The sequence below is a fragment of the Natrinema pallidum DSM 3751 genome, assembly GCF_000337615.1.
Classification (GTDB): domain Archaea; phylum Halobacteriota; class Halobacteria; order Halobacteriales; family Natrialbaceae; genus Natrinema; species Natrinema pallidum.
Genome location: NZ_AOII01000028.1, coordinates 1 through 20582, shown reverse-complemented (window position 1 = coordinate 20582; position 20582 = coordinate 1). Strand labels below are relative to the sequence as shown.

Here is a 20582-nt window from a genome sequence, read left to right as displayed (position 1 = left end):
GAAGAACCAGCTGAACAGCAATCGGAAGCGTCCCAACCGAACAGACCGGTACACGCCCTCCGATATTCCTGTTGTGCTATCTCTCGTCCCGTTGTTCGACCTTGTTCCGGTCAATAACTCGCGTTACAAATTTCGCTCAGTTTGCCGCTTTCTGCCCCCGTACCGGCGGGTTCAGTTCGTCTTTAGTTGTTTAACCACCGCGGCAGGATTCCCTTGAACGACGACCTCGTCAGGAACGTCCTCGGTTACGACTTCGCCGGACGCGATGACGGCGTCATCTCCAACCGTCACGCCGGGGTTGAGAATCGCCTGGCCACCAATCCAGACGTTGTCACCGATCGTGACCGGTTTTCCGTACTCCGGCCCCTTGATTCGCTCAGTTGCATCGAGCGGATGAGTCGCCGTGTAGATGTGGACGCCCGGTCCGAGTCGGCAGTTCTTCCCGATGTCCACTCGGCACACGTCCAAGACGACGCAGTCGAAGGTCGTCGGCGTCGTAGAGGTCTCCGTTCAGCATCTTCTCCTTCGAGATCATCGGTCTTCGTGTTCTCTTTCTGCCGAAAAAAGAGACGGGAGTGTCCGGGGCGAGCGAATGCCGAGCTATCCTACTCGCTACCGACTCTCCCGTTGCTCAACTTTGTTCAGGTCGCTGCAATCCACCATGGATTCTCGTGGAAAATTAAGCGGTCATGCATTCAAGGTCGCCGATATCAGTCGTCAGAGACCTCGAACCACAACCCTATATAAAGAAACAACGATGGTGATATGAGGCCCTTGTTGAATCCCTCGGTCGGTGATATGTTTCAGGATTTGTGCTGCATACACGTCGCGAGTCTCGCACGATCCGGCGCGAGAACGTAGGCGTCGGGATCGTTCAGGACAGACTCAGAAAGAATCAACGGTCGTCTCATACTCGAGATTCGATACGCCATCGACAGCATCCACGACAACCTCGGGTGCGGTCGCCTGCTCCTCGTGTTCGGGTGCCCCGTACCAGATTTAATGGATTTCAGAGGAATACATCCGTATGGTTCTTGACCTTCAGGTCAAGACAGACGACCCGGTTTCCACCCGTGTCAGGGCGGTAATTGAACAGGCTATCGCACCGGAGACGCGCAATTCGTACGACGCGGATGCGTTCTTTGCGGACTCGTTTATCCAGCGCTATACCGAGTTTGAATCATTCGACGCGTTTTGCCAAGCTAGCCCCTGCGAGCGTGATTCCATCGCTGGCATCCGACGATTGTCTGCCAATGAGCGCAACGACTTTGTGGAACGGACGACCGATTTCGAGAGGTGGTCAGAAATGAAAGAAAGCTCCGCTGTGGCAGACCTCATCACACTGACTCACGTCTGATTACCCTGAACCGACAACAGCGGCGAGGGCGTGGTACAGCGCGAAACTGATCGCTGCACCGCCGACCATCGAACCGATCCACGCACCGACTGTATAGCCCGTCTTCTTGGCAGATACGCCACCTGACTCGGACGACCCACCGACGAGACCAGCCCCAACGATACTCGAAATCATCACCTTGTTGAACGAGATAGGGAAGCCGAGGACGATCGCGGTCTGCGCGACGAGGAACGCAGGGATGAACGCGGCAATCGACCGCTTGGGCCCAAGAGACGCGTACTCGCGGGACACAGCCTGAATGAGCCGCGGCGACCGAATCCAGCCGCCCAACAGGATACCGAGGCCGCCGAGCGCGAGCAAGTACAGCCCCGGCAGCCCGAGTGCGGACGAGAAGACCGGCTCCAGCGGCCCGGTTGCGAGGCCGACCTGCGTCCCGCCGCTCGTAAACACGACGACGAGGGCGAGCGCAATCAGGATGCGATTGATCCCCGTCGTCACGTCCTTGTCCAACTGTCTGTAGGTCACCCCGACCGCGGCGAGTGCCATGACGACGCTGACGAGGACGACCACGAGTCCGTCGATCCCGAAGAGCCCAAACTGCCCCGCCAGGTGATGAGCAAGGAAGCCGGCGATCGAACCCTGCTCACCGCGTGGCGTCGAGACGAACGAGAGTTGGACGTTGGCCAGCGCATACCCGACACCGGCGACCAGCAACGGGATGGAGATCGTGTCGGGAATCCGGTCGCCAAGCAAGAGTCGTGCAAGACCGTAGGCGAGTACCCCCTCAACGACCGGGATTGCGAACCAGAACCCGAGAATCTGGAGGTACGTTCCGACCGCGAGGCCACCGCCGAGTGCGAGGCCCGCGCCGACGGCGGCCCCGCTCACGGTGAACGCGGAGGGGATCGGATAGCCGTAGGTATTGCCGATCGTGATGAGCGTGGCTGCCGTGAGCAACGTCGCGGCAGCGGCGAGGGGTGTGATCGTGACCCCTGTAATCAGCCCATGCCCGATAGTCTTCGAGATACTGCCGCCCTGTGCGACGGCCCCGAGACCGGCGACGATACCGACCACTAACGCTCCCTTGAGGGTCGAGATCGCGTTCGCGCCGACAGCAGGCGCAATGGGTGCGGAGTTGCTGTTCGCTCCGACGGTAAACGCCATGAATAGCGACGTGCCGAGTGCGATAGCTACGATTCCAATGACAGATGACATACGAGGTGGAGAACCCGTTACGTGGCCGGTGAGTACTCATCGATTAATGCCTTTCTGTTCGTTCCCGTTGGTGATCACGATTCACGATCGTGGCCTTTCAGATTACAAGAAACACACGCGTTCCTCGCAGTTGATCCAGCCTACTCCCGAGTCGAACACAGTCAACGTGCTGCATTCATGCTCTATATTCAGCACGCACCACCTGTCACTTCCCGAGTGGTTTAACAAAGCCGAACATCCAATTATATTGGCTGTCTGTCTCGTTGATTTATGTCCTACTTAAAGAGTATTCTCCACGAATCGAAATCACCGCGCCGTCCGGCGATTTACCGGTTTTGTCTTTGTTCTACCTTGTTCAGTTCGATCAGGAGTCGGAAAATCGCCTTGACGAGGTTCGCGTCGACGTCGAACCGTTCGGCGTTCTCCCCCGCCCGCTCCATGACCTGCTGTTCCTGTGTTTCGTCGGTCGTCGGCAACCCCTGTTCGTCTTTGACCGCGGCGATGGTATCCGCGACGTAGGTTCGCTGGGCGATCAACTCGACGAGTTCCCGGTCGATCGTCCGGATCTCCGCGCGCAGTTCGTCGAGGTCCATCTCCTCGGGGGTCCGTTCCGCTTCGTCGATTCCGCCGTCCGTCGCCGCATCAGTTGGGTCTCGAGTCATATCCGTCGTGTGCCGTCCGTTCGCGTTCGCAGTAACCGTGTCGTTCCGTCCCGCTCGCTCCACCGTTCCTGAACCGTCTCGAGCGCGTCCCGCTCCCCGACGGCGACGTAGCTCGGGCCGGTGCCCGACAGCGAAACGCCGGTCACGTCAGGCAAGGCGTCGATCATCGGCCCCGTCGGGAACTCGAGTGCAGCCGAGAAGGCGAAGCCGTTGACGGTCATCGCCTCGCCGTAGCGGCCGTCGAGCGCGAGTTCTTCGACGAGGGCGGCCATCGGGGCGACGCGTTCGCAGGCCGATACGTCGGCGTCGGCGCTGTAGGCCTGTTCGGGCGGCGTGTAGACCAGCGCGTTCCAATCGATCTCCTCGCGAGCGAGGAGCGCGTCGGCCGTGTTGTCGGTCACCGTCACGCCGCCGAGCATGCTCGCGCTGGCGTCGTCGAACGCCCCGGTCGCCGTCACGCCGGCGTCGCGGGCGGCCCGAACGCCCAGTCGGCAGGCGTCGATCCGCTCGACCGCGTCGGCGACTGCGAGGGCGTCCAGCGTCGCGAGCACCGTCGCGTTGGCGGCGGCGCTGGAACTCTTCAGCCCGGCGGCCATGGGCACCTCGCTTTCGGTGCGGACTCGAGCGCCGACCGTCGAGTCGTCCAGCCCGGCCTGCTCGGCGTACTCACCGATCGCCATCGCCACACAGCGTTCGATGAGCGTCGTATCGGCCTCGGGTTGGCCGGCGACCTCGCCGACGACCTCGCCGTCCTCGGTGAGTTCGACGGTCGCGGTCGTCTCGAGATCGATCGCGAACGCCGACCCGGTGCCGGTCGCAAGCGCGTTGAGTACCGTCCCGGCTGCGGGGGCGACAGCACGGCCATCCATACCCGGACACTCTCAGAGCGCGTACTTACGGCTGACGGTCTCGTGACTACGCGGCGACCGGTCGGTAGCGCTCCGCTTCGGAATCCGGCCACTGGCCGAGCAAGGCGCTGCCCAGTCCGTCGCGACCGGCGTGAAAGTCGAGTTGCTCCATGATACGCATCGAGGCGTCGATGTCCTCGAAGATGTAGGCGACGGCTCCCGCGTCCGGCCGACGTGTTCGATATTTCGCGTTCGAAACGAGAGCAGTGTGACTCGAGATGACGGATTGGGAGAGCACACTGCTTTTCCCCGATCCGATCCAACGAGTCGATATGAGTGCACGCAACGACGTCGCCCCCAGCACGATCGGCGTCGATTTCGTCGACGGTGGCGTGGTCGTCGAGTACCACGACGGTCGAGAGGTGTTCTACCACGGCCCTCCCGAACCCGTCGAGGGGCCGCTAACGACCCCCCCGGGGAAGGAGGTCCACGTCCTCGTCACCGATCCCGACGGCGTCGAGGGCGTCATGACCTACGTTAACGACCGGAACACGCACGACGACATCCTCGAGACGACCGGCGTCGGTCGCGTCATGCTCGACCGCGATGACGAGACGGAACTGTTCCCGGGCGTCACCGTCGCGACGGAGGCGTATTCGATCCGCGTCGACGCCGACCGCTCGGTCGTCGACGGGCGGGTGTTCGTCTTCGCCGAGGACGAGATGAGCGAACACGCCTACGAACTCGTCGAGGGGACGGACTAATGCCGCTGCAAAAACCCTGGCGCGACCTCGAGCGAGAAACGGTCGCCGCCGCGCCGGATCGGCCCGGCGTCTACGAACTCGGCGACGGGTCGGGGACGGTACTGGCGATCGATCACGGCGTCCTCCGGGACGAACTCAAGAGCGCGCTAGCCTATGGGGACGGCGACCGCGTCCGCTGGACGGAGACCCACACGCTCGAGGGGGCCGGCGAACTCGCGGCCGAGCACCGCGACCGACTCGAGTAACCGCTGCCGGATGTCCGTCGGACCGGAGCCGTCACACTGCTTTTCGTGTGCCGCAGCATCGGACTGCTCGTCGAAGAGACGCCGGCAGGTTTCACAACTCGTCCCAGGTGGTGTCGTCGTGCTCCGTCTGGACAACCATGGGAGACGGTGGATACGGACGAGAACAGGCGTTTCTCCGGGCACCGTCGCCGTCGGTTGGGGCGTCGGATCGGACCGCTCGCGATCAGGCGTCGAGTTCGGTTAGCTCTTCGACGGCCGGGATCTGCTCGCTCGCGGAGGTGATCTGTTGCATTCGCTGTTCGTGTTTCGTGTACGCGTAGTCGGCCAGATCGGCGGGGTTCGGGCCGGGTCCGTCTTCGGAACTGGCCCCCTCGTCGCCCGCGATACTCTCTTGGACGAGCGGCACCAGTTCGTCGATCGTCTCGCGGAGGAGGGCCGGCTCGACCGCGCCGTCGCTGACGAGTCCCTTGAGTTTCGCCATCCCGAAGCCGACGTGACGGCCCTCGTCGCTGCGAATCAGTTTGAGCCCCTCGACCAGCCCCGGCAGATCGGGCAGGTCGGGCTCGTTCTCACCGTAGGCGAGGGTGAGCCCGTAGTAGCCGGTCTGGGCCAGAATCCCCTCGATCGTCAGGTGATAGTGACAGTATGCGCGCGCTCGAGTTTCGGCCGTATCCTCCTCGAGCAGCCGTGCCATCGCCCGCTCGTTGCGCTCGAACAGTTCGTCGTAGGGTTCGTTGAACCACCGCTCGTCGGTCGGCGAGGAGCGTTCCTGCCCGCGTCGGTCCTCTTCGGCGTGGATCACGTCGCGCCAGTAGCGATCGAAGAAGTCGGTGTGTTTCGACTCCTCGTAGAGCTGGGTCGTGATGAACATCTGATCGTCGATGTCCCCCAGCACGATCGCCAGCGGCGCGAGGTCCTCGGTCACCGACTGCTCGCCCGCACCGAACAGCGCGAGCGACTGCTTGAGGCCCGTGAAAGCGGAATCGGGGAGCTCGGCGACGCCCTCGAGATCCGCCTCGAGATCGATCTCGTGGGGGTCCCAGTGTTTCTCGACCGCGTTTCGGTAGTAGTTGTGCGATCGAATCGTCGTATCGAGTTGCATCGCGGGGTGGTCGTTGACGGCCATACTCACCCGAACATATGCGTCGCAGTCCGATGAGCTTATATCTCATCCAGTAGGGCCATTATATACTCTCCCATCGAAGGACCGCTATGGGACTCATCGCCGAGTTTCAGCTCAACTCCCCCGACCTCCCGTTGACGGACGCGGTAGCGGCCGTCCCGGACGTCACGCTCTACATCGAGCGGATACTCGTCATCGATCCCGATCGACCGGTCGTCCTCTGCCGTGCGGTCGAGGCCGACGACGGGTTTCTCGAGGCGCTCGCGGCGGACCCGACGGTCGACACGTACACGACGATAGACGACGGTAACGGGGAGGGAAGTGCGATGTACCGCATCAAATTGCGGAACCCGCCGCTCCCGATCTACCGGAAGTACGTCGAACTGGGGACTACCCCGCTGGGAGGCATCGTTACTGTCGACGGTTGGTGGGGGCGGGCCCGGTTTCCCGACCGGGACGCGCTCGCGGAGTATCGCGCGTTCTGTACGGACCGCGGCGGGACGTTCAAACTCGAGCGACTCACCCGCGAGTCGTCGACCGATGACCCGCCGTTCGGTCTCACCGACGAACAGTACGAGGCGCTCGTCACGGCCCACGAAGCGGGCTACTTCGCGGTCCCGCGGGAGGCCTCGACCGAAGTCGTCGGCGATCGACTCGGTATTTCGGCACCGTCGGCCTCCGAGCGATTGCGACGCGGGATCGATCGCTTACTCGAGAACGCCCTGTAACCCGTGGCCGGTTCCTGTCCCGAACGGGCGGCGACGGGAAACTGCCGGAGAGGGCAATTCTCAAGGCGACTGGCCCGAAAGGAACGCGTATGAGTTCGTCGGAATCGGACGGCGTGACGCTGTCGGTCCGCGCTGCGGAGAAAGGTGACGCCGGCCGGGGAGTCGCACGGATTCCCGAACCGACGCGTCGCCAGCTCGGTATCCTGAGCGGCGACACCGTCGTGATCGAGGGCGCGGAGACGACGGTCGCAAAGATGTGGCCCGCCGACCAGTCGGTCCCCGAGACCGCCATCCAGATCGACGGGGACACGCGTGCGAACGCCGGCGTCCACGTCGGGGACACGGTTGCCGTCCGTGCGAAGGACAAGTCGACCATTACCGACGCCGACCGGGTCACGCTGATCGCGCCACCGGGACTGCCCGACCGCCAACGACGAGCCGCCGAGAACGAAGCGACGGAAAAACTACGAAACCGACCGGTCCGTGCCGGTGAACAGGTACGGATCGAAGGGATCGACCAACAGCCGTTCAGGGTCACCGACACCGATCCCGACGGCGACGTTCGAATCACGACCGCGACGACGGTTCGGATCGTCGATGCCGAGGCGGGACCGGGCGGCATCGCGAGTTCGAGCGGCTCCGGGACGATCGATCGCGGTCGCGGCTCGACCGATTCGTCGGGGACGGCAGTCACCGCCGACGCCGGTTCCGAGGGCGGCATCGACGGCCCCGGGCCGAGTTCCGGCGTCACCTACGAGGACATCGGCGGATTGGACGAGGAACTCGAACTCGTCCGCGAGATGATCGAGCTTCCGCTGTCCGAGCCGGACCTGTTCCGCCGGCTCGGCGTCGAGCCCCCGTCGGGCGTCCTGCTGTACGGCCCGCCTGGGACTGGCAAGACGCTGATCGCCCGCGCGGTGGCCAACGAGGTCGACGCCAATTTCGAGACGATCTCCGGGCCGGAGATCATGTCGAAGTACAAAGGCGAAAGCGAGGAGCGGCTCCGCGACGTGTTCGAGACCGCCGAGGCGAACGCACCGACGATCGTCTTCTTCGACGAGATCGACTCGATCGCCGGCACGCGCGACGACGATGGCGACGCCGAAAATCGGATCGTCGGCCAGCTGTTGACCCTGATGGACGGCCTCGACGCCCGCGGCGAGGTGATCGTCATCGGCGCGACCAATCGCGTCGATACGATCGATCCCGCGCTCCGGCGGGGCGGCCGCTTCGACCGCGAGATTCAGATCGGCGTCCCCGACGAGGACGGTCGCCGCGAGATCCTCCAGGTCCACACCCGCGGCATGCCCCTCGCCGACGACGTCGATGTCGATACGATCGCGCGACGGACTCACGGCTTCGTCGGTGCGGACCTGGACGCCGTCGCGAGCGAGGCCGCGATGGCCGCGATCCGCGACCGGCCGACCGAGACCGACGAGCGTCGTGACTGGAGCCGGAACCCGACGGTCCGGAAAACGCACTTCGATGCCGCGCTCGCGTCCGTCGAGCCGTCCGCGATGCGCGAGTACGTCGCCGAGTCGCCGACCACCGACTTCTCCGATGTCGGCGGGCTTTCGGAGGCGAAACAGACGCTCCGGGAGTCCGTCGAGTGGCCGCTGACCTACGACCGACTCTTCGAAGAGACCAACACCGAGCCGCCCTCCGGCGTCCTGCTGTACGGCCCGCCGGGGACCGGCAAGACGCTGCTCGCCCGCGCGCTGGCGGGCGAAACGGACGTCAACTTCGTCCGCGTCGACGGTCCCGAGATCGTCGATCGCTACGTCGGCGAGTCGGAAAAGGCGATCCGCGAGGTGTTCGAACGCGCCCGCCAGTCGGCCCCGTCGATCGTCTTCTTCGACGAGATCGACGCGATCACGGCCGCCCGCGGCGAGGGCCACGAGGTCACCGAACGCGTCGTCTCACAGCTGTTGACCGAACTCGACGGGATGCGGGAAAACCCCAACCTCGTCGTGCTGGCCGCGACCAACCGCAAGGACCAGATCGATCCCGCCCTGTTGCGCCCCGGCCGGCTCGACACCCACGTCTTCGTCGGCGAGCCCGATCTCGAGGCTCGAGAGAAGATCCTCGGGGTCCACACCGAAGGGAAACCGCTGGCCGACGACATCGATCTCGGCGATCTCGCGGCCGAACTCGAGGGGTACACCGGTGCCGATCTCGAGGCGCTGGTCAGGAACGCCTCGATGCGAGCGATCCGCGAGGTCGCCGACGAGTACGGACCCGAGGCGGCGAACGAACGGGCGTCGGAGGTCGTCGTCGACCGCCGGCACCTCGAGGCCGCGCGGGAGGAAATGGACACAGTATAAGCCGGTGGTAAGCCGGTGGTGGATGGTGGGCGACCGGATCGGCGTCGAAGGACCGATCACGTTCCCGTGACACCAACTGCTGCGAGGACGTCCGTTGGACGCCACGCGAACGCTCAGCCGAGGGTGATCGACTCGGCTGGGCCAGCGAACACAGTGGCCGCCGTCGTTGACGATCGTGACGCTACCGAGTCGGACGCGGATCGCCGATCATCGGCGCTCAAGAGAAGTCCCCGCCGAAAACGAAACGCACCACCCAGGGCCGGGGTGGTCGACGACTGCGACTACTGGAATCCGATGCGACTCCCGCGACGACCCGTCGGATCGGGGCCGCTCGTGCCGCCCTGGAACTCCTCTTCGATCTGCTCGTAGTAGTCGAGGATATCGTCGGTGATCGTCGGCCGGACGTTCTCCATAGCCTGCCGGAAGTGACGCATCTCGACGATATCGGCCTCCTCGTCCTCGCGCAGGGCTTCGATCGCCGCCTCGCGGGCGATCGACTCGAGGTCGCTGCCGACGTAGCCGTCCGTGATCTCGGCGATCTCGCGCAGCGTGACGTCCGCGGCCAGCGGCGTGTTCTCGGTGTGGATCTCGAGGATGCGTTCGCGGCCGTCGACGTCGGGTTCGCCGATCATGACGAGTCGATCGAAGCGCCCCGAGCGCAGTAGTGCGGGGTCGATCATGTCTGGGCGGTTGGTCGCGCCGATGACCATCACGTCGCCCATCTCCTCTAACCCGTCGAGTTCGGTCAGGAGTTGGTTGACGACCCGTTCGGAGACGTTCGAACCGGTTTCACCGCCCCGGCCCGGCGCGAGCGCGTCGAGTTCGTCGAAGAAGATCACCGTCGGCGAGACCTGGCGGGCCTTGCGGAAGGTCTGGCGGATGGCTTTCTCCGACTCGCCGACCCACTTGCTGAGGAGCTGCGGGCCGCGCACCGAGATGAAGTTCGCGTTGGTCTCGTTGGCGACGGCTTTCGCCATCAGCGTCTTCCCGGTCCCCGGCGGGCCGTACAGCAACACCCCGGCCGGCGGATCGACGCCCAGCCGGTCGAACCGCTCGGGGCTCGAGAGGGGCCACTCGACGGATTCCTGGACCTGATCCTTGGCGTCCTGGAGTCCGCCGACGTCGTCCCACGAGATCTTCGGGAGTTCGACCAGCACCTCCCGCATCGCGCTCGGTTCGACCTCGTTGAGCGCGCCCCGGAAGTCCTCACGTTTGACGATCATCCGGTCGATCAGGCTCGGCGGGATATCCTCCTCGTCGAGATCGATTTCGGGGAGGTAGCGCCGGAGCGCCTTCATCGCGGCCTCCTTGGTGAGGCTCTCGATGTCGGCCCCGACGAAGCCGTGGGTCTCGTCGGCGAGGTGGCCGAGACTGACATCGTCCGAGAGGGGCATGCCGCGGGTGTGGATCTGGAGGATCTCCTCGCGGCCCGTTTCGTCGGGGACGCCGATCTCGATCTCGCGGTCGAAGCGGCCGGGACGGCGCAGCGCCGGATCGACGCTGTCGACGCGGTTGGTCGCCGCGATGACGATGACCTGGCCCCGGGACTCGAGGCCGTCCATCATCGTCAGCAGCTGGGCGACGACCCGTCGCTCGACCTCGCCGGTGACGTCTTCGCGTTTCGGCGCGATGGAGTCGAGTTCGTCGATGAAGATGATCGACGGCGACTCCTCGGTGGCGTCCTCGAAGATCTCCCGGAGTTGCTGTTCGGACTCGCCGTAGTACTTCGAGATGATCTCCGGTCCGGCGATAGAGAAGAAACTGGCGGAGGTCTCGTTGGCGACCGCTTTGGCCAGCAGGGTCTTCCCGGTGCCCGGCGGCCCGTGGAGGAGCACGCCCTGTGGCGGCTCGATGCCGAGCTTCTTGAAGATCTGCGGGTGTTTCATCGGGAGCTCCACCATCTCCCTGACCCGTTGGATCTCGTTTTGGAGGCCGCCGATGTCCTCGTAGGTGATGCCGCCGCCGGTCTTCTCGAAGCCCGAGATGGGCTCCTCGCGGAGTTCGACGTCGGTATCTTCAGTGATGAGGACTACTCCCTCGGGTTCGGTCTCGACGGCGATCAGCGGGATCGCCTGGCCCGGCGACCGCATGAACGGATGGTTCGTCGAGGACATCACCGGGACGATGTCGCGACCGACGACCGGCCGCTTGAGGATCTGGCGTTTCACCATGCCGGCGGCGTCGGAGCCGAACTGGACCGACGCCTCCTCGGGCGGTGCGAGCACCAGTTTGTCGGCTTTCGTCGCTTCCGCCTTCCGGATGGTCACCCGTTCGCCGATACCGACATCGGCGTTCTGTCGGGTGAACCCGTCGATACGGACGGTGTCCGTGTTCCAGTCCTGCCGGTCTGCACGCCAGACTTTCGCAGCAGTCGTATCTGCACCCTCGATCTCGATGATGTCGCCCGGACTCAGCTTCAGATGCAACAGCGTGTCCGGGTCGAGTCGGGCGATACCACGACCCGAGTCGTTCGGGTACGCCTTCGCAACCTCCAGTTGAACTTCGTTCATATTTTAGGGACGGCGATGTCAATGACTCCGATTCGTGCGCGGATAGGCTTTTTGCTAGTGTGAGTCATTTCCTGTGCTAGTAGCTATCACACACAGGTAGGACCGGACGTTACAAAGATGTACCGGCCTCGGTTGGTTTTGGCCCTTTCGGGACCGGCCGAATGCGACGGGGAGAGTGGCTTTTGGGTCTTCACGAACGGAGCGACACACGACTCCTCGCTTTCGACGGTCGAATGGGTACCAGCGGCGACATGCTCATCGCCGGGTTTCTCGACGCCGGTGCCGACCCCTTGCCCTCGAGACCACCCTCGATGACGCATTCCCCGAGGTGCTGAACGGACGGGACGGTCGCGGACGCGGGCACACAGGACGTAGTACCGATGCAGAAGCCACGGCTCGGCCACTCGTGACGGGTATCTGTGAGCCTGCCGATCGAGAGCACGGAAGCGGCCGTCGAGCGCGGGCCGACCGACTCGTCTCGTCGGCGGTCGAAAAAGCGATATCGCGATGGAGGGGCTCCTCAGCCGAGGAGGAGTCCGACCAGGTCGGCAATCGCGGACGACGTCTGAGTTTCCGAGTCGGTCGTCGAGTCGACGATTCCGTCGACGGCCTCGTCGATCGTCTCGTCGTCGGGGACCTCGTACTCGTCGTCGCCATCAGTTTCCTCACCGTCGTCAGCGTTGTCGTCTTCGCCGTCCTCGCCATTGCCGTCCTCGCTATCGCCGTCGTCATCGGCGAAGTCACACGCCGTCGCCGTGCCGGTGAACGGATAGGTGCTCGAGTCGACCGCGTAGTCGCACGTCTCACCGCCGGCGGTGACGCGGACCAGATCCGGGTGGTCGCTGCCGACGTACCCTTCGTACGTCCACTCGACTTCGACCGGGCCGTCGTCGGTGTACTCCGTGGGGGTCAGGGAGACGTCGTCGTTGCCGTCCAGTTTTTCGATCACGAACTCGTCGCCGGTCCACGTCGCCTTGGCGAACTGCTCGAGATCGCCATCGTCGTTGTAAAACGTGATGGAGTCGATCGCGTCCGCGTCGGTGTTTTCGTTCTGGCCTGCGGTTGCCGTGCCGGCAACACCTGCAACCATCATGCTTCCGACGAGGGCGACTGTCAACAGTGCAGTGAATATCCGTTTCATAGTTTCCTGAAGCTCGGATGATCACACACGGAGTCGAACGCTGCCCGATGGGACACGGGTTGTCACGGTTCACCGCATCGCGCGTCGGCCGTGACTCGCTTTTCCATGCGGATCACCCGTCGAAATCGACCGTGTACGGCCATATGAAGGCGAAACACCGTTCAAACGGATAGTCGATATCTAAATTGTGTGGCTGAGAAGATTGTATAAAATCGGCGAAACTAAATCGTTCCAACGTGTAAGAATCAGTATTGTAGAACGGAGTTAAGGGGGTGATATACCGCTGCGACCGAATTACAGCGCTCGTATCAGCTTCGCCGATCATATCACGAATATCATAATTCAGGAAGGCGGAGAGCGAGTCGGTCGCTTGCCGATCGGACGGCTCCCGACGGAACGACCACGTACCCCCGGCAACGGCCGCCGTTGTTACGGTTTTCGACCGATTCGAAGCGAGGGCTCGAGACGAAAATCGTCGTCTCGCCGTCGCCATCGGGACCCGCTGGTCGATCGCGGCGAGCCGAACGCCGACCTACTACCGACAGTCCCTAACGACGACCTTCCGTTTCGTCGGCCGGTCTACTCCCGGGGCGGACCGGTGGCGGACTGGGATCGCGGTGTGCCTACCGACGGCCGCGACCGTTCGGTAGGAGCGACCGCTTCGAGTGTCCTGGCGGCCGGGCTGGGGCCACCAGCGCTCCGATTCGTGAGATCGGCGTCATCGAACCGCTCTGTACAGGGGGTCTACGAATCACTCCCGACTGGTGGCACGCGGTGGCGCGCGTTGTCGACTACCCGGGGGAGACCGAGGGCAGTCGACGACAGCGTGCGAGGCGTTGGCAGCGCGTGCTCCGGCGGTGGCTGAGCGAGCGAATCGGCTGGGAAGGGGAAGGACGCGGTCACTCCCTGCCCCGAGGGTCGGACGCTTCGCTCCCGTCAGTCCCAGTTACACACCACGCTCGAGACGCTGGCAGTTCGCCACGCGATCCACTGCTGGTTCCGCCGTGGAGGACGGTGTGCCGATCGGAGACGACTGGACTCGAGCGCCGAGCCCCGATTACTCGTCGCTGCGGTCGGTCTCGCGGTGGCTGCCGCTGTCAGTCTCGCGGTGGAGCAGCCCAGGTGCGACCGAACAGCCACAGGGCCTGACGACGCCAGTATGGGGGCCGGTCGATGTCAGCGCGGTAATGGGCTGCCCGCAACTGGGACACGAGAGCAGTGCCGAGTCGTCCATTCGGCCGTCGTCGCCATCTCCCGTCCCCTCGCTACACATCGCGAGCGCACCTCCCGATCGAGCGCGGCGTCGACACTGGTCGCGTCGGGCGGTTCTGCCGTCGTGCGGGACGTTTATATCCCGGTAGAATCAACGTAATCATGCTTCGGAACCCTCGCGGGTTTGGAAGCGAGTCTCGGGTGCTATGACCACCCGGGGCATTTCGATACGCCCCCTTGCCGCTGGAGACCGGCTTCCGGTTTTCAGTTTGATGGGTTGTCACTTATATCTACTGTTAACGCCCCGTAAGGATACTCTCTCGAGCGGCAGGGCTCGATGCGACTCCGTGACCGCGAACATGGCATCCGGAGTCGCCGTCACTCGGCCTCGAGTCGGGCCAGTCGTCTGGTCGATACGGTCGCCTAATCGACTCGAGCACAACGTATAAAAAAGCGAACGTGGAATCGGCCGGAGAGCGACCCTCTCAGCCAGCGATGAGTGCGGCCAGATTGCCGCTGAATGCGGACCCGTTGGCGGTCTGCCCGTTATTGTTGGACGCGTCGACCGACTGTTCCAGCGTCTGATTGATCGTTTGGTCGCCGGTAGAGCCGTCGATGGTGACGCCACCAGTGCCACCGTTATCGCCGTTGCCGTCGGTCGAACACACGGACACCGTTCCGCTAACGGGGAGATCAGGTGCACCGGTCACCTCAGGGACAGTGAAGTCACACGTCTGCCCGTTCGACGCGACAGTTGCAGTGGTCGGGGCCTGTCCAGGCGGCAGCCCATCGTTGAGGGTATACGTCGCTTCGATCGGTTCTCCCTGCTCGTTGAACGCAGTCGCGGTCACGGTGATATCACCCACTTCGACCGACTGGATGGAGTCGATAAGGACGAACTCGTCTCCGTCCCATTCGAACACGGCGACTGGGTTCGGTCCTTCCGATTGGGTGAACGTGACGGTCTGAATACCCGGCTGGGTCCCGTCAGCACCGTTATCGCCGCCATCCATCACGCGCTCGTTGAAGTCAACGTCGACCCCGGTCGCGTTCTGATCGGCGAACTGGAGCGCGTTCTGTTCGATCTGGTTCACCTGGGAAACGTCTTGTCCCTGCTCGATGTTCGTCTCTGCGATCCCCAGGTCACCGATCCGCTTGTCGTCGTCGTCGTCGTGATGCTCACCACCTGCAGCTGCCGTTCCTGCAAAGCCCATGACCGCCAGGCTTCCAATTAACGCGAGCGTCAGTAGTACCGTGGATGTTCGTCTCATAGTTAGGTTGCTGTGTTCGTCTGGGCGAGCGCACCGTGTACAAGCGGGCCCTTCGATAGGACACGGATCGTTTCGATCACTCCACCACTCCGTCGTTCTTTGACTGCGAATGCCCGCGTATCACGATGCGTCACCTGGTCGATCACGACCGCAGTGTTCCATATGAAGGCTGAATACCGTTCAGAACCCTACTCCTGCCCTACAGTGTACCGCTCGAGCGTTCTCCGAAACTACTGCCAGTAGCTGTTTTTTAGTAGCCGATACGGAATATCAACTCGTTGTCCCCAATCCGATGGGGGCAGAGACGGATATAACCTGTCTCTGCGTCCGAATTTGAGCACAACGTACTTGCTGGCCATATTCGCCACCGGCGAATAGCATCTCACTACTGCTGTTCGAGATCAACGGTACAACCCGTCAGAACACCACGGAACGGAAACCAGTACGACCCTGGATATGTACTGTTCGATGAAGCAGCCTCACGATACCCGAGTTGGGCGGCAGGGGACTCACGCGGAATCGCAACCGATTACGGACCGGTACCGCTGACAACGGATATGACTGGGGCGATTTGCGTGAAGAACTTCGGGAAGCCGGCGTTCGGCTACTGATCAAATATCGTGAATGCCATCTTCTTTATATGAAATACAATGATCGACATAATAATAAAATCCATCATCGCCGAGCAGTAGTTGAGGCCGTCTTCGTTGCGCTCAAGCAGCGGGACAGTGACACGCTCCGGGCTCGGGCATGGTTCGGACAGTTCCGGACCGTATTCTAAAAGCGGCTGTGAGGAATATCGAACCGCCTTCCTGATTTCGGTTAGCATCGACTGAACCGATCAAGACGAAGCCTGCTGATCTGTAACCGTTCTGTAGAGTACGAAATAGCAGGCTGGAATCAGAACACCTGTCAGAACCAGTCCGAGGAGTATCGGAGTGATTCCCGTCGGATCCGGACTCAGCATGAATGAGATTGAAACCCCGAGAAACAACGCAAGCACGACCGAGATCGCTCCTCTCACGATAGTCTTCATAGTTGGCAGTCTTGTTGAAAATTCAATAAGCGTGGTGATTTCTGCGCCGGTAATCCAATTAACCCGACAGTCCGATTCGTCGGGTCAAGTGCGTGGAACGCATTGTTGTTCCGCGTCTAAACAAGCCGCCACGGAACTATCGGAGCCACTGCACAACTGTCGTGCAATCGGGTGTGCAGTGGCTCCGATAGACCACTCGAGGCGGTCACCAGGTCGCGGCTCGAGAGTCCGTCACCCGAATACGGACCGAGGAGACCGGAACGGTGAGCGATCTGATGCACTCGAGATCAAGGCGGCGAGTACGAGGGCACCGTGACGATCGTGGGCAGGACGGCCGACGAGGGCGACGGCGGAAGCGCGTCGTACGACGGTGGGTGGTCGGTTCGAGACGGGTTGCACGGCGAACGCGCAGTCATCGCCTGTAATACGCAGTAGTGATCGACGCCGCAGCTCGCCGCCGATATCTTCGCTCCTCGCTCTCTCGAGGTGGACAACAGTAGTCTCTCCGCTAGACTCCAAAAATAAAAGCGTACGCTGTTGCTAACGTGGGCTGCTATCCTTAAGTGATGAGATTTGCCGGGAAGTCAACGTCGACGTCGATCCCGGTCGCATTGGCGTCGTTGTCGTTGGCCTGGTTCGCGGAGATCGTGTACACGTCGTCAACGACGTTGACGTTGTTCTGGTCGACGTCTTGGTTCTGGAGCGCAACAGTCTTCGAGTAGCTCTCGTCCGAACTGGCGAACGATGCTGCGATCTGGGTCTGTGAGTTGCTGTTACTCTGATCGTTGTTTATGGTCGTCGTCGCGTCCGAGTCCTGATCGATATCCACGGAGGAATTAACGTCTTGATTGAACTCCGGCTGTGCCGCTGCTGTTCCGGCGAACCCCATGAAAGCGAGGCCGCCGATCAGTGCTACCGTCAGTGCGAGCGTGAGTGTGCGTTTCATAGTGGATTGCGGTCACCGCTGTGCAGTCGGGCACCACGCGTCTAACCACACCGGAGCGCATCCATACGGGAGGACACTCCTCGTCAGGCGGCGCTGTCGCTGGTCGCGAACAGGCAGCCTTCTCCCGGTAGCGTCCCGATATGGCGCGTTGCCCGGTCGCTACTCATCACAGGGACCCATTTGAACCCGGCAAACGGTTTCGGACCGAATAGCGGCATTAGAGCACCTGATTGGGGTGGCTATCGTCTCAGGCGGACCGTTCAGCGGCCGGCGGTCGAGTACTTGTCCTCGTTTCGAGGACGCTATCGGGTGTGTCTCCTCTCCGTCGCGTTCGACCGCCTCGGGACCGAGATCACTCCCTGTGAAACGATCGGTACGCGACTCTTGTGCGCTAATATTCGAATTCGGCGGCCGAAACGGTCCACGTATCGTGAGCGTTCGCTTCGGTTTGATTCGGCACGGTTACGACCGCCTTCGTTTGCGATAAGATGCTTTCGGTTGCGGAACCGTGGGCCGGTATCCGATCGAGAAGCCGCCGATTTCCACGGATAAGCAGCGGCCTTCGAATCCATAGGCCGCTTCATACTGCCGCCAACCTGTCGATAACAAAGGGACTCATGCGGATAGGATGGTTTGCATCGCAGAGATTCAGAAACAAACGACCATCACGATACAGATCACACGATCAATGACAACCACTACAACGAGACGCTCACGAACTACGACACTCTTTCTGTCCTGTATGATCGCCCTGTCGATGGTCGCGGCCGGCGTGCCGGCTGCGACCGCAGGCGGAGAGGGTGAGTTGGATGCCGGAACGGTACACGCACTCGAGGAGGGTGAGGAACTCTATCTCGTGTTCGGTGCCGATTTGAGCGACCAGTCGCTCGAGGAGTACGTCGACGAACACGCGGACGACTCGAGTAATGCCGATACCGAGATCGTTCAATACCAGGACGTCGATCAGGTCAACATCAACGAGCAAGGCTCTGCGGTGTCGATCGCGATCGACGGCGGCGAGGCAACCGCCATCCAGGAATCGAACCAGGAGAACGATAACGTCCAGAGCGGCGAGGCGATCTCCAAGAGCGGGAGCGTAGAGACCGCGACAACCCAGTTCGAGAACGTCGGCGATGTCAACATCATTATCGGCAACGGCGGCGACCAGCAGTTCGATGGCTGGGGGGTCAAGGACAAGAAGGGCGATGAGACGATCACACAGGAAGCGGTTGCCAGCGTTGCCCAGTCCCAGACGGTCGGGCAGGTCAACTACAACAACCAGAGCACCGCCTTCGCCTTCGCGATGGACGACAGCGATGCGACCGCGCTCCAGCAGTCCTACCAGCGAAACGAGAACCTCCAGGAGGGGATGGCCAACGCCTCGAACGTCTACCTCGGTGACGGCAAAGTCGGGCACAAGAAGGACAAGTCGGGTGACCACGGCGCTGGCTCGAGCACGGGCCAGGACGCCGACGCGCTGCTCGAGCAGTCACAGGACGTCGTCCAGGAGAACGTCAACGAACAGGGCGGTGCGGTCGCCATCGCCATCGGCGAGAACAGTACCGCCACGGCGATCCAGTTCACCGACCAGAGCAACCTCAACGAACAGATCGGGAGCGCCGACGCCTCGAACCTGATGGCGACGGCCACCGGAATGAACGTCGCGACCGCGGGCAATGTCAGCGGTGACATCCTCTCGACCGAGACCGACGTCGGCGAACCGGACAAGGAGGACAAGAAAGACGGGATCGACGGCGAACAGGTCGCGACCGCCGGCGTCGCTCAGGAGCAGGCGGTCGAACAGCGAAACATCAACCTGCAAAACACCGCACTGGCCATCGCACAGAACGGTAGCGAATCCACCGCGATTCAGCTGGCCTACCAGCAAAACTACAACGCACAGGTCGGCTACGCCGACGCCATCAACGTCTACGCGAGCCCCGGCTACGTCACCGACGACGTTACCCGGACCTCGAGTACGACCGTGACGGTCGACGGCAACGCGGGCGAGGCTATCCCCGGCGCGTCGTACGACTACGCCGGTACCGCGAACCAGACGAACGACGCCGAGCAGACCGCGAGCGCGGCGATCGTGCAGAGCCAACTCATCACGCAGGAGAACCTCAACGAGCAACACACCGCCGTCGCAGTCGCCGAAGACGGCGGCAGTGCCGGTAGCTCACAGATCAGCCTGCAGGAGAACGAGAACGTCCAGCTCACGTCCGTCGCGTCGACGAACGTCTGGGCCGGCGCGTAACGCATTCCAGTCCGTCACACGGCCGACGTTCGGCCACCGTGACCGACGACCTTCGTTTCTTTCGACCTCACCCGACGTCATCGAGCGGCGCGTCCCGTCGTGCGACGGATGCGAGTCTATCATCGAGAACGGCCGCGCAGCCGGGACGGGACCCGACTACGACTCGTCCGGGTCGTCCGGTGGTGCCGATCCGTCCCCGTCGTCTCGATGTTCGGCGAGGGCTTCGTCGACGGTCAGGTCACCGGCGGCGACACGCCGGGCGAGCACCTCGTCGATCGCCCGGTTGTGTTCGCTTCGCTCGCGCGAGCGGTCCTTGATGACCTGCAGTTCCCCCTCCGTCGGTTCGATCTCGCGTGCGTCGACGACCTCCCCCTCGAGCCGGGCGATGTTGACCGCCGCCAGCACGTCGCCCATGCCCCGCGCGCCCGTGCCGAGATAGGGGGTCGTCCCCGTCTCGTCGACGAGTTCGACCTGCACGGTATCGAGTTCGTTGACCAGTTTCGCGCTCTCGAGGCGGGAGCCGTCGCCGATCCGGACGAGGGGCGACGGGGCCTCGGCGGCCTCGCGCTGGATCACGTCGACCGCGTCGCCGAGGGGGACCTGAAACGTCGCGACGATGGTCTCGCCGGTCAGGACGGCGATCCCGGGTTCCTTTCCCGGATCGACGCCGATGACCGTGCGGCCGCCGTTGCCGCGAACCGCCGCCAGCGCCCGGTCGACAGTCCGCCGAGGGTCGTCGGGGTCGGCGACGATCGTCGGTACGTCCGCGAAGGCGTCGGCGTTATCCGCGCCGGTGACGACGACGGTTGCCTGCTCGGGAAGCGCCGTGTCGGGCTTGATAGTCGGTATGTGTTTACCCCCAGAAATCGCAGGAGGACAGTAGGTTCAAAATCGGGGAATTCAATTAGAAATCCGGTATGTGTTTACCCCCAGAAATCGCAGG

At 62.9% G+C, this 20582-nt stretch carries 17 protein-coding genes and 3 pseudogenes; 7 read left to right on the top strand and 13 right to left on the bottom strand.

The annotated features are described in order from the left end of the window. Nucleotides 1–171 precede the first annotated feature (171 nt). Nucleotides 172–483, bottom strand: a pseudogene (locus C487_RS03645) (DapH/DapD/GlmU-related protein); the annotation flags it as partial. 544 nt (nucleotides 484–1027) lie between these two features. Between C487_RS03645 and C487_RS03640 the strand changes: the two are divergent. Beyond that, nucleotides 1028–1357: a hypothetical protein gene (locus C487_RS03640; RefSeq protein WP_006184318.1), complete on the top strand. Its 330-nt coding sequence runs from the start codon at nucleotides 1028–1030 to the stop codon at nucleotides 1355–1357. Here the strand turns inward: C487_RS03640 and C487_RS03635 are convergent, their stop codons facing one another. From C487_RS03635 to C487_RS03620, 4 genes are all read right to left on the bottom strand, one after another. Further along, nucleotides 1358–2572: an inorganic phosphate transporter gene (locus C487_RS03635; RefSeq protein WP_049907871.1), complete on the bottom strand. Its 1215-nt coding sequence runs from the start codon at nucleotides 2570–2572 to the stop codon at nucleotides 1358–1360. It lies immediately after the preceding gene. Nucleotides 2573–2898: 326 nt separating this feature from the next. Further along, the gene (locus tag C487_RS03630; protein WP_006184316.1) at nucleotides 2899–3234 is read right to left on the bottom strand and encodes a chorismate mutase; all 336 of its coding nucleotides are present in this window, start codon (nucleotides 3232–3234) and stop codon (nucleotides 2899–2901) included. Then, nucleotides 3231–4103 (bottom strand): shikimate kinase, encoded by an 873-nt coding sequence (locus C487_RS03625; RefSeq protein WP_006184315.1) that lies wholly within the window; start codon nucleotides 4101–4103, stop codon nucleotides 3231–3233. Before C487_RS03625 ends, C487_RS03630 begins: the two co-directional genes overlap by 4 nt. Before the next feature lie 46 nt (nucleotides 4104–4149). Further along, the gene (locus C487_RS03620) at nucleotides 4150–4380 is read right to left on the bottom strand and encodes a hypothetical protein (protein WP_006184314.1); all 231 of its coding nucleotides are present in this window, start codon (nucleotides 4378–4380) and stop codon (nucleotides 4150–4152) included. A 34-nt stretch (nucleotides 4381–4414) separates the two neighbouring features. Between C487_RS03620 and C487_RS03615 the strand changes: the two genes are divergently transcribed. Further along, entirely contained in the window at nucleotides 4415–4846 is a 432-nt protein-coding gene (locus C487_RS03615) for a DUF5796 family protein (RefSeq protein WP_006184313.1), read from the top strand. Continuing rightward, the gene (locus C487_RS03610; RefSeq protein ID WP_006184312.1) at nucleotides 4846–5091 is read left to right on the top strand and encodes a DUF7508 domain-containing protein; all 246 of its coding nucleotides are present in this window, start codon (nucleotides 4846–4848) and stop codon (nucleotides 5089–5091) included. Before C487_RS03615 ends, C487_RS03610 begins: the two co-directional genes overlap by 1 nt. On the opposite strand, the gene C487_RS22170 is transcribed toward C487_RS03610, so the two are convergent. Both C487_RS22170 and C487_RS03605 read right to left on the bottom strand, forming a co-directional pair. Then, on the bottom strand, nucleotides 4993–5274 hold the full coding sequence (locus C487_RS22170) for a DUF7128 family protein (protein ID WP_449406426.1): 282 nt from the start codon (nucleotides 5272–5274) through the stop codon (nucleotides 4993–4995). The genes C487_RS03610 and C487_RS22170 overlap by 99 nt on opposite strands. Before the next feature lie 40 nt (nucleotides 5275–5314). Next, entirely contained in the window at nucleotides 5315–6217 is a 903-nt protein-coding gene (locus C487_RS03605) for a ribonucleotide-diphosphate reductase subunit beta (RefSeq protein ID WP_006184311.1), read from the bottom strand. 86 nt (nucleotides 6218–6303) lie between these two features. On the opposite strand from C487_RS03605, the gene C487_RS03600 reads away from it, so the two are divergent. Further along, nucleotides 6304–6942, top strand: coding sequence for a helix-turn-helix domain-containing protein (locus C487_RS03600; protein ID WP_006184310.1), 639 nt, complete (start codon nucleotides 6304–6306; stop codon nucleotides 6940–6942). Between the two features lie 89 nt (nucleotides 6943–7031). After that, nucleotides 7032–9266 carry an AAA family ATPase gene (locus C487_RS03595; RefSeq protein ID WP_006184309.1) on the top strand — a complete coding sequence of 745 codons (2235 nt, stop codon included), beginning with the start codon at nucleotides 7032–7034 and terminating at the stop codon, nucleotides 9264–9266. Between the two features lie 281 nt (nucleotides 9267–9547). Here C487_RS03595 and C487_RS03590 read toward each other — a convergent pair whose 3' ends face one another. The 4 genes from C487_RS03590 to C487_RS03575 form a co-directional block, all read right to left on the bottom strand. Next, entirely contained in the window at nucleotides 9548–11776 is a 2229-nt protein-coding gene (locus C487_RS03590; protein WP_006184308.1) for a CDC48 family AAA ATPase, read from the bottom strand. 520 nt (nucleotides 11777–12296) lie between these two features. Next, nucleotides 12297–12917: a hypothetical protein gene (locus C487_RS03585; RefSeq protein ID WP_049907868.1), complete on the bottom strand. Its 621-nt coding sequence runs from the start codon at nucleotides 12915–12917 to the stop codon at nucleotides 12297–12299. A 1057-nt stretch (nucleotides 12918–13974) separates the two neighbouring features. Continuing rightward, complete coding sequence (locus tag C487_RS03580) at nucleotides 13975–14190, bottom strand: hypothetical protein (protein WP_006184306.1); 216 nt, start codon at nucleotides 14188–14190, stop codon at nucleotides 13975–13977. Between the two features lie 424 nt (nucleotides 14191–14614). Then, nucleotides 14615–15400, bottom strand: coding sequence for a hypothetical protein (locus C487_RS03575; protein ID WP_049907867.1), 786 nt, complete (start codon nucleotides 15398–15400; stop codon nucleotides 14615–14617). A gap of 435 nt (nucleotides 15401–15835) precedes the next feature. Here C487_RS03575 and C487_RS21405 point away from each other — a divergent pair. Continuing rightward, a pseudogene (locus C487_RS21405) lies at nucleotides 15836–16216 on the top strand (transposase); the annotation flags it as partial. Between the two features lie 779 nt (nucleotides 16217–16995). Here C487_RS21405 and C487_RS03565 read toward each other — a convergent pair. Next, entirely contained in the window at nucleotides 16996–17382 is a 387-nt protein-coding gene (locus C487_RS03565; RefSeq protein WP_006184303.1) for a hypothetical protein, read from the bottom strand. Nucleotides 17383–18124: 742 nt separating this feature from the next. On the opposite strand from C487_RS03565, the gene C487_RS03560 reads away from it, so the two are divergent. Continuing rightward, complete coding sequence (locus C487_RS03560) at nucleotides 18125–19639, top strand: hypothetical protein (protein WP_006184302.1); 1515 nt, start codon at nucleotides 18125–18127, stop codon at nucleotides 19637–19639. Between the two features lie 156 nt (nucleotides 19640–19795). Here C487_RS03560 and C487_RS03555 read toward each other — a convergent pair. Then, a pseudogene (locus C487_RS03555) lies at nucleotides 19796–20482 on the bottom strand (hypothetical protein); the annotation flags it as partial. Nucleotides 20483–20582 lie beyond the last annotated feature (100 nt).